This window comes from Parasutterella muris (assembly GCF_009767915.1).
In the GTDB taxonomy this organism is placed as follows: Bacteria; Pseudomonadota; Gammaproteobacteria; order Burkholderiales; family Burkholderiaceae_F; genus Parasutterella; species Parasutterella muris.
Genome location: NZ_WSRP01000002.1, coordinates 105926 through 117070, shown reverse-complemented (window position 1 = coordinate 117070; position 11145 = coordinate 105926). Strand labels below are relative to the sequence as shown.

General features: G+C 48.5%; 11 protein-coding genes and 1 tRNA gene. All 12 read right to left on the bottom strand.

Features of this window, described 5'->3' with window-relative positions; genetic code table 11:
- Window positions 1-284: 284 nt before the first annotated feature.
- The 12 genes from E5987_RS01250 to E5987_RS01195 all read right to left on the bottom strand — a co-directional run bounded on the left by E5987_RS01250 (window position 285) and on the right by E5987_RS01195 (window position 10933).
- Entirely contained in the window at window positions 285-659 is a 375-nt protein-coding gene (locus E5987_RS01250; protein ID WP_160334263.1) for a helix-turn-helix domain-containing protein, read from the bottom strand.
- 2 nt (window positions 660-661) lie between these two features.
- Entirely contained in the window at window positions 662-1756 is a 1095-nt protein-coding gene (gene ychF, locus E5987_RS01245; protein WP_160334262.1) for a redox-regulated ATPase YchF, read from the bottom strand.
- On the bottom strand, window positions 1757-2224 hold the full coding sequence (locus E5987_RS01240; RefSeq protein ID WP_160334261.1) for a 2-thiouracil desulfurase family protein: 468 nt from the start codon (window positions 2222-2224) through the stop codon (window positions 1757-1759).
- A complete protein-coding gene (gene pth, locus E5987_RS01235; protein WP_160334260.1) occupies window positions 2199-2801 on the bottom strand; it encodes an aminoacyl-tRNA hydrolase in 603 nt (200 codons plus the stop codon). Before pth ends, E5987_RS01240 begins: the two co-directional genes overlap by 26 nt.
- Window positions 2798-4555 (bottom strand): DEAD/DEAH box helicase, encoded by a 1758-nt coding sequence (locus E5987_RS01230; RefSeq protein ID WP_160334259.1) that lies wholly within the window; start codon window positions 4553-4555, stop codon window positions 2798-2800. The genes pth and E5987_RS01230 overlap by 4 nt, the downstream gene beginning before the upstream one ends.
- A gap of 88 nt (window positions 4556-4643) precedes the next feature.
- Window positions 4644-5291: a 50S ribosomal protein L25/general stress protein Ctc gene (locus E5987_RS01225; RefSeq protein ID WP_160334258.1), complete on the bottom strand. Its 648-nt coding sequence runs from the start codon at window positions 5289-5291 to the stop codon at window positions 4644-4646.
- Between the two features lie 57 nt (window positions 5292-5348).
- A complete protein-coding gene (locus tag E5987_RS01220; RefSeq protein WP_202074516.1) occupies window positions 5349-6299 on the bottom strand; it encodes a ribose-phosphate pyrophosphokinase in 951 nt (316 codons plus the stop codon).
- Window positions 6300-6364: 65 nt separating this feature from the next.
- Window positions 6365-6440: transfer RNA gene (locus E5987_RS01215), tRNA-Gln, on the bottom strand.
- Window positions 6441-6454: 14 nt separating this feature from the next.
- Complete coding sequence (ispE, locus tag E5987_RS01210; RefSeq protein ID WP_160334256.1) at window positions 6455-7312, bottom strand: 4-(cytidine 5'-diphospho)-2-C-methyl-D-erythritol kinase; 858 nt, start codon at window positions 7310-7312, stop codon at window positions 6455-6457.
- On the bottom strand, window positions 7309-7818 hold the full coding sequence (locus E5987_RS01205; protein WP_160334255.1) for a lipoprotein insertase outer membrane protein LolB: 510 nt from the start codon (window positions 7816-7818) through the stop codon (window positions 7309-7311). The genes ispE and E5987_RS01205 overlap by 4 nt, the downstream gene beginning before the upstream one ends.
- Window positions 7802-9547 carry a tetratricopeptide repeat protein gene (locus tag E5987_RS13365; protein WP_160334254.1) on the bottom strand — a complete coding sequence of 582 codons (1746 nt, stop codon included), beginning with the start codon at window positions 9545-9547 and terminating at the stop codon, window positions 7802-7804. The genes E5987_RS01205 and E5987_RS13365 overlap by 17 nt, the downstream gene beginning before the upstream one ends.
- A 99-nt stretch (window positions 9548-9646) precedes the next feature.
- Window positions 9647-10933 carry a M20/M25/M40 family metallo-hydrolase gene (locus E5987_RS01195; protein ID WP_160334253.1) on the bottom strand — a complete coding sequence of 429 codons (1287 nt, stop codon included), beginning with the start codon at window positions 10931-10933 and terminating at the stop codon, window positions 9647-9649.
- Window positions 10934-11145 lie beyond the last annotated feature (212 nt).

Genomic DNA, 11145 nt, shown 5'->3' with positions numbered 1-11145 from the left:
TGAAACGCCTCCACGCCGATGATAGTGAGTTGTATTTCTTGCGAAAGTAGGTAGTCTCCGGGCTCTCCATTCTTAAAACCTCTTACTGCGAACGCGGTGAGAGGTTTTATTTTGTCTGTGCAGAGGGGTGATAAATTTATTCGCTTTCAGAAGGCATTCTTTGGCGAACGTGAATATGACTAGCCGCCCAAAATCTTCGCAGGTGAGTTATTTCGCCTGCGCCAATGGGTGTTCATCGATCTGCTATGAGCAAGCAAAAGGCCTCTTAACGAGGCCTATAGGATTTATTTGCTTCGCTTAACGTTCCTAATTTTTCTTTTGATGTTTGGGGCAAGCCGCTCAAGGGCGTCTATTGTGTTGAACACCGTCACGCGCCCCTTCAAAGATAGTGTCCTAAATTTTTGAAGCAGCACATCTTCCTCCCTTCCAGGGACATGACGTTCGTTCGTAATAATGTACAAAACGTCAAAACCAATACTGGAAAGTCTCGGCATTCTGAAAATGCCAGGATCGCTGTCGCCTTCCTCAAAACGGATGTAGGCATCGATTGGAATGCCGAGAAGCTGTGAAATTTGCTGCTCTGAATATCCCAGCCTTTCACGTTCCTCGCGCAGCCTCTCCCCAATTTCCTGTCTTTGTCGGGTACTTGTCAGTGCCATCTTTATACGTTGAATAAGAAGTTCATGATGTCGCCATCCTGAACAACATAGTCTTTACCTTCAACTCTCAGCTTACCAGCTTCTTTAGCGCCCTGCTCGCCGTTGTATTGAACATAATCGTCATAGCTGATTGTCTGGGCTCTAATGAAACCGCGCTCAAAGTCTGTGTGAATAACGCCGGCTGCCTGAGGAGCAAGATCTCCCTTATGGATGGTCCATGCGCGTACTTCTTTAACACCGGCAGTGAAGTATGTTTCCAGGCCTAGCAGCTGGTAGGCGGCTCGAATAACGCGATTCAGACCCGGTTCGTGCATGCCGATATCTTCAAGGAATATCTGTTTTTCTTCGTCAGGAAGATCTGAGATTTCAGCTTCGATCTTTGCACATACGGCAACAACAGGCGCTTTTTCAGCTGCAGCATGTTCCTTGACCTTGTCCAGAAGAGGATTATTTTCAAAACCGTCTTCTTCTACGTTTGCAACGTACATAACCGGTTTCAGCGTCAGCAGGAACAGGGGTCTGATAATAGCCAGTTCGTCTTTATTTAAGTCAACCATGCGGGCAGGTTTGCCTTCATTAAGGACCGGCTGAAGTTTCTCCAGCACTTTGACCAGTTTCAACGCTTCCTTATCGCCGCCGGCACGAGCCTGCTTAGAGTACTTGTTCAGCTGTTTTTCAACTGAGGCTAAGTCGGCCAGGGCTAATTCAGTATTGATAACGGAGATATCATCCAGCGGATCAACTTTTCCGGATACATGAACGATATTCTCATCATCAAAACATCTGACGATATGAGCGATCGCATCGCATTCACGAATATTTGCTAAGAATTGATTGCCTAATCCTTCACCCGCACTGGCTCCGGCCACTAGCCCGGCAATATCGACAAACTCAACTGTTGCAGGAACAATGCGCTGAGGAGAGACAATTTCTGCAAGCTTCGCTAAACGCGGATCCGGAACTTCAACAATACCGACGTTCGGCTCAATCGTGCAGAACGGATAGTTTTCTGCCGCAATTCCGGCTTTAGTTAGTGCATTAAATAACGTAGATTTACCAACATTAGGAAGTCCTACGATGCCGCATTTCAAACCCATTTATTTTCCTCTTATCTTTTCAATTGCTTGGCTAACTTCAGATTCATTGAAAATTTTAATTCCGTTTTCGGACAGGAGCCTTGAAGTAATACCTTCACCTTTAGTTAACTGACCGGTGAAGGAGCCGTCATATATAAAACCTTTTCCGCAAGAAGGGCTCTTCGATTTGAGAACTGCTACTCGAATTCCATAATTTTTACAGATATTCAGTGTCTCGTGCGCACCTAATCTGAAAAAAACTGAAATATCTCGGCCGTCTGAAGCAATGACCTTGCCGGTGTGTGACTGCTGCTCGGATGCAAGCCGCGGACAGGGAAGACCGCCAAGCATCTCAGGACAAGCGGAGATCACCTCGGCTGAGTTTTTTAATCGATCAATAAGCTCGTCTGATATTTTCTTATCCGATCCGTCATACCTGATTGGATAGCCGAGAAGACAAGCACTAACGAGTACTCGTTCTTTTTTCATTAAGTTTATTTGCCGCTTCCTTCAGATTTCCGCTGGCGATTAAAGCAGTATTTTCAATTCCTCTTTCGACTGCGTCTTCAATTAATTGACGGTCGTCAGGAGAAGGACGTGTCAGAACATAGTCAGCCACAGGTATGCTGAGCTGCTTGTTTCTCGGATGACCGATCCCGACTCTAAGCCGAACAAAATTAGGAGTACCGAGCTTTTCGGTGATGCTCTTTAATCCATTGTGACCAGCTGTTCCGCCGCCTTCTTTGAGCTTGATACTTCCAGGAGGAAGGTCAAGCTCATCATGGACGACGAGAATTTCCTCAGGCAGAATTTTATAAAAAGAGGCGAGGGCGGCCACTGCAATCCCGGATAAATTCATAAAGGTTGACGGTTTAAGGATGAAAACTTCCCGACCGTCTATCTTTACTCTGCAGACATCTCCTGAAAATTTCTTTTCAGGAGAAAAAAATCCGCCGAACTTCCGAGCTGCTTCATCGGCAAAAAGAAAACCTGCATTGTGCCGGGTGCCTTCATAGGAGGCACCCACATTTCCTAATCCAACAATTAAACGTATTGCCTTGCTCATTTAAACGCTTTCTTCGGAGCTTTGTTTTTCCGTTTCTCTTTCCCGCCTGACTTTTTGTAATGATAGGGAACGCGTTCGCTGTCTCTAGGCGCCCCTTCACGGTCATAGCGGACGATGCACTGACGTCCTTTAATAAAGGCGTCGCGCAATGCGTATATTACATCCTGAGCAACGTTTTCATCGACTTCAACGAGGGAGAATCTGTCAGCGATATCAATGGCTCCGATAAGTTTTGACGGAATTCCGGCTTCATTGGCGATCGCGCCGACAAGGTCCTGAGGACGAATGCCTGCATCTCTTCCGGTACCGATAAACAAACGGACCATTCCGGGAGAGAGGACTCTCTGTTTTGCTCTTCTATCCTCTCTGAAGCTTTCTCGACGATCGACACTGCTGTGTTCCTTTTTCCAAGAAAGATCTTCGGGAAGATCGACGTCAGAAACATCTTTCCAGTTAGCTTCGTTAGCAAGTTTGATGGCGGCAGCGGCAACGTCAATAATGTCGAATTCGTCACCAAGAATTTCAACGATTGAACGATAGCGTCCAAGATCAGAATCTCCAACGAGCAGCTCATGCAGCGAAGCACGGGTGAGGTCAAGACGTTTAGCATGTACGTCGGTCGCGGTCGGTACGGACAGGACGCTGATTTTGCGTTTAGTGATTCGTTCAATATTCTTTAGTAAGCGGCTTTCGCGCGGTTCAAGAATGGTAATGGCTGTGCCTTCTCGTCCTGCACGGCCAGTTCTTCCGATACGGTGAATGTATGTTTCTGCAGAAGACGGGATACCGAAATTGATGACATGACTCAGGTGATCAATATCAATGCCGCGCGCAGCAACGTCTGTTGCCACGATCACGTCAACCTGTTCTGCTCTGGCGCGTTTCATCACTCGGTCGCGCTGCGCTTGATCCAATCCGCCGTGAAGCGGCTCAACGCTGTAGCCTCTGCCTCTTAGAGATTCTGCCAGCTCGTCAACTTCATTGCGGGTTCTTGCAAACACAATAGCGAGTTTCGGACTTTCAATGTCAAGAATGCGTCCAAGCGCCGCGGTTTTATGATTTTTTCCGACGATATAAGCAGTCTGTTTAACTTTGGGCTGCTCTCCTTCGGGAACTTTTTCTTTAGGAATGAGAATGTGGCATGCATCGTGCAGATGATTTTCTGCAATTTTAGAAATTCTCGCAGGCAAGGTGGCTGAAAACAGGGCGGTTTGACGTTTTGCAGGAAGAGCCTCGAAAATCGCATCCAGTTCATCCGCAAAACCCATGTCCAGCATTTCGTCAGCTTCATCAAGTACTACAGCTTGGATGTCTGAGAGGTCAAGCGTTCCTCTCTTTATGTGATCCAAAGCTCTTCCCGGGGTTGCGACAACAATATGGACCCCGCGGTTGAGGGCTCGGATCTGCCGGCTGTACTCCTGACCGCCGTATACAGGCAGAACAACAATATTGGAATCTTTTCCGAAACTGTTGACTGCTTCTGAAACCTGAATACACAGTTCGCGGGTCGGTGTAAGGATAAGAATTTTTGGTTTTCCGGGTTTCTGATCCAGACAGTAGCGCTGAATCAGAGGTAAAGAAAAGGCTGCCGTTTTTCCTGTTCCGGTGGCAGCCTGACCGAGGACATCTCGGCCTTGAATAAGTTCGGGAATAGCCTTTGTTTGAATAGGTGTCGGTTCTTCGAAGCCAAGTTTGGCCAGGGAACTGACCAGTGTGTCACACAGCCCTAAATCGGCAAATGGATTAGATGACATTTAAGCTCCCATCATTAGTTAATCTTTTAATTATGAATAAAAAAAGCCGCGGCTTAGCCGCGGCAAAGCATTTTGAGTACTCAGATGATTACTGAGCCGGTGCTTCCTCAGACTTCTCTGCTGTAGCAGGAACGGCGTCAGCTGGAACTTCCTCAGCAGGAGCTTCGTCAACTTCCTCAGCCATGATGACAGCAGAAGCAACAGTCGGATCCTCGTTCGGTTTGAGGATGGCTGTAACGCCTTCAGGAAGAGTAATGTCGGAAACGTGGATCGGTTTTTCAACTGTAAGACCGGAGAGGTCAACAGTGATGTGTTCAGGCAGCTGATCCGGCAGGCAGGAAACGAGAAGCTCGGAGATAGCGTGGTTGATGTTGGCTTTTTCAGCAACAACGGCCGGGCTGGTTTCTTCGCCGACAAAGTGCAGAGGCACGTTCATGCGGATCGGTTCATCAGCAGCGACTCTCTGGAAGTCGATGTGGAGAACCTGAGGCTTGTAAGGATGCATCTGGAAAGAACGGAGCAGAACACGTTCGCTCTTTCCGTCAAGAACCATCTCAAGAATAGATGCATGGAATTTTTCCTTGCGAAGAGCATGGAAAATTTCGTTGTGATCTAACTCGATGGGAGTCGCAGCGACTTTACCACCATAGACGATTCCGGGAAGCTTATCCGCACGGCGAAGGCGGCGGCTCGCACCCGTACCTTGCGCTTTACGTGTGACAGCAGTGAATTTCATTTAAAAATCTCCAAAAATAATACTGCCGGCCGCGACCAGCCGGCAGAGGGGACATAACTACTCAGCAAACAGACTGCTTACTGAGGACTCGCAAGCAATGCGAGAGATCGTCTCGCCCAGAAGAGAAGAGCAGCTCAGCTGTCTAATCTTCTGACAGGCAAGAGCGTCTTGACGAAGCGGGATTGTATCAGTAACAACGACCTCATCAAGAGCAGAATTTGTAATTTTTTCTACGGCGTTGCCGGAGAAAACCGGATGTGTTGCATAGGCGAGAACTTTCTTGGCGCCGCGCTCTTTCAGAGCATCGGCGGCATGACAAAGAGTTCCGGCGGTATCAACAATGTCATCAACAATGACGCAGGTTCTTCCTTCAATTTCTCCGATGATATTCATTACTTCGGAGACGTTCGCTCTGGGACGACGCTTATCGATAATGGCAAGATCGCATTCCATGCGTTTTGCCACAGCTCTTGCGCGAACCACTCCGCCAACGTCCGGAGAAACGACAACAAGATCGGAATAGTTGTGCTTCCAGAGGTCACCTAAAAGGATCGGGCTGGCGTAAATGTTATCGACAGGAACATCGAAAAAGCCCTGGATCTGGTCAGCGTGAAGATCCATTGTCAGAACGCGGTCGATTCCGGCTGCCTGAAGCATATTGGCAACCACTTTCGCGCTGATGGCAACACGAGTGGAGCGCGGTCTGCGGTCCTGACGTGCATAACCGTAGTAAGGAATAACAGCAGTGATTCGGGCAGCAGAAGCTCTTCTGAGAGCGTCAACCATAATGACAAGTTCCATCAAATTGTCATTGGTGGGAACACAAGTCGGCTGAACGATAAATACGTCTCTGCCGCGGACATTCTCATTCAGTTCTACCTGAACTTCGCCGTCTGAGAAGCGACTTACAGTGGCTCTTCCCAGAGGAATGTTGAGATGCTGAACAACAGCTTGCGCTAATTTCGGATTAGCATTGCCTGAGAAGACCATCAGGCTGTCTGGAACCATTTGGACCATGATGTTTGCTCTATCGGGAAAGATAACAGCGTTAAAAGAACTCACAGACGTCGGTATGGCAGGGGAGGAAGGATTCGAACCTTCGTATGCCGGGATCAAAACCCGGTGCCTTAACCACTTGGCGACTCCCCTGTGTTTCCAACGTACTACGACTCAATCCACCCACTGAGCGGATGAATCTTTAAACTCTTGACTATCCACTGCTTCCAGCCCGAAGGCAGAGGAGCAAGCGGACAGACTTCCGAACCTAATTCTACAGCGGAAAAAACTGCCGATCCTGATCCTGTCATTCGAGGACGGCTTATCGGCTTCATTAGTCTGAAAGCGTCCTCTACGGCAGGACATAAACTGCGCGTTACGGGCTCTAAATCGTTGCGCCCGATGAGCGCAAGCGGAAAGGCGGAGACCAGTCCTGGAAAGTGCAACATTCTGATAGATTTAGTATTTCTTGTCAAATCAGGGCTTCCGAACACCTTGGCAGTAGGCACAGAAACATTCGGGAAAACGACTAGGGCCTTAAAGTCAGGGATCGGACAGGGGGTCAGTACTTCACCGACTCCCTCCGCAAATGCATCTTGGCCAAATATGAAAAAGGGGACATCTGCACCAAGTTCCAATCCCAAACGCATGAGCTCGGTTCTGCTTAAATTCAGTCCCCAAAGGCGATTTAGACCGATCAGACAGGTCGCGGCGTCGGAAGATCCTCCACCCATGCCGGCACCGTGAGGAATTTGTTTACGAACTGTAATTCGACAGCCTTTTTGAGGAGCAAGTCTTTGAAGAAGTTTTGCTGCACGCCAGCAGAGATCTTTCTCCACGTCCCACTCGATATCTCCGACGCGTTCAATTGCGCCCGAGGGAAGCTCCTCAAGGTCGATCTGATCGCGTAAGTCAATTAGAACGAAAATCGATTCCAGCAGATGCATGCCGTCAGACTTTCTTCCGGTGACGTGCAGGAACAGGTTCAGTTTAGCCGGGGCGGGAAGGTTTAAGTAAGTGTTCACTTTTCTTTTTTAGGCAGAAGCGTAATCGTGATATTCATGTCAGAAGCGGGTGCTTTTCCTTTGCCGAAAATTCTTTGAACATCGCCGTTCGGAGCTCGCGAAATTTCAACTTTCCATCCCTGCGCAGCTGCGGAGGCTTTCGAAGAGCCTTCTAACCAGCTCTGAAGCTCTTCAAAATTGACCGGAACGCCTACCGCTTGGTTCAGAAGTTCAGAGGTGCTGCGCGCACGACGGATTCCCTCTCTTGTTTCCATCGTTGAAACGGTGCTGTTTTCTTCTATCTTGGCGACGGATGCTCCAAGCGGTCCGGTGATCAAAAGCGTCTTTTTTTCAGGACTGACCGTAAAACGGAAATTTCCGCTGTGTCGTTCCGCGGATGAGGCAGATTGGCTGAGGACGGAAAATCGCCCTGTCCATACTTCTGTATTTTCAGGGACAGACAGGGTGCTGCATGCACTCAGAAGTGCAGTCAGGAAAAGAAAAAAGATTTTACTTAGCTGCCGCATCTTTTATTTTCAGTCTTGACTTGAGAAGTTTGGTTTCAATGCTGTCCGGCCACTCTTTTTCAGCCTTCTTCAGTAATTCCAAAGCCCGACTCTTTTTCCCGGTTGTCCAATAAAGTTCTGTTAAATGGAGGTACACATCGAGTTCAGGTAATTTATCGAGTGCTTCGTTCAGATATTTTTCAGCTTCGGCATACTTCTTCTGTTTAAAAGCCAGCCAGCCCTTTGAATCAAGAATAAACGGATCCGTCGGGTCTAACTCATAGGCTCGATTGATATAGCGCTCAGCCTCCTTAATTCTTCTCGGAGCAGATTCAAGCAGTGAATAGCCAAGCGAGTTATATGCACCCGAGAAATCAGGGTCGATTTCAATCGCTTTCTTCAGGTGTTTTTCTGCAGTCTTCAGATCGCCGTCCTGCTCGGCAAGCATTGCGGCTTCGTAGTACATGCTTTTTGAGTAAGCGAGCTTTTTCAGTCCTTCATTCAGCGCCGCTTTAGCCTTTGCGCGATTATTCATCTCCAGATAGATTCGTGCCTCCAGGAGATACCTCTCCTCTGAAATTGCGTCATTCTCCGTACCGATTTGAGACAGGCTTTTTAGGGCTGCAGGGAAATCATTTTGGCGAGCATAGATATTTGCCATTTGGAGAAAAGCTGCGGAGGCCAGCTTTCCTGTTACTTTGGAGCAGTATTGGACAGCTTTAGGAAAATCTTTATCCTGAATCGCTGCATCGCTGAGCATTAGATAGGCTCTGGAGAGATTCTCATTCTGATCCGACTTGTTCTGATTTTGCTTCACAAAACCTTCCAGCAGCTCCTTTGCGGACTCAAAGCGTCTTAGTTCAAGCAGACTGGCGCTTGCAGAGAGAACGAATTCCGGGTCATTGGTGTATTGCGAAACCAGTTTGTCAAAGGATTTGTAATCTCCTTTTTTAAGCAGAAGCTGCGTGTAAGCGTTTCTGGCAGCCTTGCTGCCAGGCTTTTTCTGAAGAAAATTAGTGAGAAGCTTCATCGCTTCTTCGGGCTGTACTCCGGCAAGCATTCCCGCAAGGACCGAAACGGTCTCCTCGTTGGCATTGATCGAGTACGCTTTTTTCGCGTATTCGAGGGCAGTATTCATGTTGCCGTTCAGCAGCTCGAGACGCGCAAGTCCCAGCTGGGTTTCATAGAGATCCCGGTATTTGACGGTAGCCGACTGGAAAAACTGCAGGGCTTGTTTGCGGTCTTTCGCCAGGGCGAGCTGAGCCTGAAGTTCGAGGATGTTTTTTCCTCTTTCCGGAGAATTCTCCAGGTAGGCGGACTCAATCGGCAACGCGACAGCGTAGTTGCCGGAGAGAATGTTTGCAGACAAATAATGACGCTGGGCATCCCGGTTGGAAGGTGCGAGCTTGAGCCAAGTTGCTGTTGCCTGTCGGAATTCTTTCAGCGCGTTAGCCGCGACTGCAATTTGAACGGCTCGTTCGGCTAATCTGGGGTCTTTGGTTTCGTCAGCTATCGCGAGATAAGTGCGGAAAGCAGCGCCCGCCTGTCCGCGCTGAAGGGCGACTTCACTGGCTATGATTTGAAAAAGCAGTCGGCTGTTGAGGTGAACTTTTGGTATTTCACTATCACTGCTGAGTTGTTTTTCAGCCTTATTAGCCTCTTTTACTCCGGTTTCCTGAGCATAACCGGTCTGAATCCCGAGGCCGATCAGCGCGAGCATAGCCGCCGCAATCTTTATTTTTATTAACACGCCCTTCATCCGAATGGAATTAAATAGAACTAGACGGAGAAAGTTTAGCCCAATTAGTTCGGCCCAAGCATGAAGGGCGTATTAAGTTACCCGTTTAGATTACTTTCTTTTTGGTAAAAGAGGCAGAGTTTCAGCCTCGAGACCGACAAGAGCAAGTGCGCTCAGGAATGTGAGCTGAGGGCCGAGGTAGGAATCTGTCGGGTCATACCATTCTTTTAGGGAGTGGTTATAGCCCTCTTTTCCACCGCCTCCAAGCGTAGTAGCTGGAATACCAAGGCTCAATGCAACGTTTTGGTCGGTACTTGCACAGCCGTATGTGGTGAGAGCAATTCCGAGATGGTTCATAGAGGCACGAGCCGCAAGGAGGATCGGGCTGTCGTTTTGCTGATCTCCGGCAGGACGGTGTCCGATAGGTTCAATGCTCAGTTTTATTTTCGTCTCTTCTGTCGCGTTCCAGCGCTTGTTTTCGGCTTCGCAAGCTTCTTCGAAGATCGGGAGAATACGTTCAACAAGTTTGTTCAGCTCATCGTTGTTGATTGAGCGGGTATCGAGTTCCAGCTGAGCCTTTGCGGGGATCGCATTGATTGAACTTCCGCCCTGAACAGTACCGACGGAGAAGGTCGTTTTTGGCGACTCGGAAACCTGAAGGTCAGCGATTTTCGCGATTGCGCGGCCGAGCGCATGGTTGGCATTCGGAATACCGAAATTGCTCCAGCTGTGTCCTCCGGGGCCGCTGAATGTGACGCGGAATCGGCGGGAGCCGGTGGAGCCGTGAAGCAGTACGCCGACATCGGCACCGTCAACGGAAATAAAACCGTCGATATGTTCTTCTCCGGCAGCAAAAAGGTGTTTGGAGCCGCGTAAGTCGCCGTTTCCCTCTTCACCGACGGTGGCAATAAAAAGAAGGTCGCCTTCGGTTTTAATGTCAAAAGCGTTAAGTGTTCGCAGAACTTCTAAAAGAACCGCAAGACCTCTGGCATCGTCGGAAATACCGGGGGCATAGAGAATGCCGTTTTCCCGACGGACTTTAACGTTTGTGCCCTTTGGAAAAACGGTGTCAAGGTGCGCACCCAGCACCAGGCGGGGGCCGTTTCCGTTTCCGGGACGAACGCCGATAACATTACCGATGCCGTCAATTCGGACATTCTTAAGGCCAAGTTCCTTCAATTGACGCGCAAAGTATTCAGCGCGAGCTTCTTCATGGAATGGGGGCGCTTCAACTTCAGTCAGACTGATCTGATCCTCAATCGTCAGAGTTTCATCTTTTTTAATTTGTTCCAGAGCGCTTTTAATGATCGGTATCAGGGAGAGCCGATCAAGTGTATCAGTGACAATGGAAGGGACCGGCGCGAGCGCGGCAGCCTGAGGTGATGCAGATGCAGTCATTGGTGGGTAACTCCTCTAAAAGCGCCTATCTTATGAAGATTTGTTCGAATAAGCAAGAAATATGGAGTTACAAAGAAAAAATTGAAATAAATGATATTTAACTTATTGAATATAAATAGAATATATAAGTTGTTATTAAAAGAAACCCCATAATGGCCAGTAAGGGGTTTGATTTGCCGGAAGTTGTCCGATATTGTTGTCGCACTTTTATT